The organism is Rhizobium sp. UBA1881, assembly GCF_002338015.1.
Lineage (GTDB): Bacteria > Pseudomonadota > Alphaproteobacteria > Rhizobiales > Rhizobiaceae > Rhizobium.
Map to the genome: position 1 here is coordinate 2,436 of NZ_DDHH01000074.1, position 415 is coordinate 2,850.

Sequence of the window (415 nt, forward strand, 5' to 3'; positions counted from 1 at the left end):
GCACGCCTGCGGTCATGACGGACACACCGCCATGCTGCTCGGCGCCGCCAAACTGTTGGCAAAGGAGGGAGGTTTCGACGGGACCGTGCGCTTCCTGTTCCAGCCGGCAGAGGAATGGGGCAAGGGCGCGCTCGCCATGCTCGACGACGGACTGATGCAGCGTTTCCCCTTCGACGAGATCTACGGCCTGCACAACATGCCGGGCCTGCCGGTCGGGCATTTCGAGACCAGGGCAGGGCCGATCATGTCCGCGGAGGATAATTTCGAGATCGTCCTCACCGGGCTGGGCGGCCACGCCGCTCGGCCGCAATCGGGCAACGAGGTGCTGGTCGCCGCCTGCGCGCTGGTGACCAACCTGCAGACGATCGTCTCGCGCCGGCTGAGCCCCGCCGATATCGCCGTGGTCTCCGTCACC

General features: G+C 67.2%; 1 protein-coding gene. It reads left to right on the forward strand.

Translation table 11 applies throughout. From position 1 onward, the window contains the following. A partial coding sequence (locus tag B3605_RS08600) for a M20/M25/M40 family metallo-hydrolase (protein ID WP_296433529.1) occupies positions 1 to 415 on the forward strand: 415 nt, incomplete at both ends.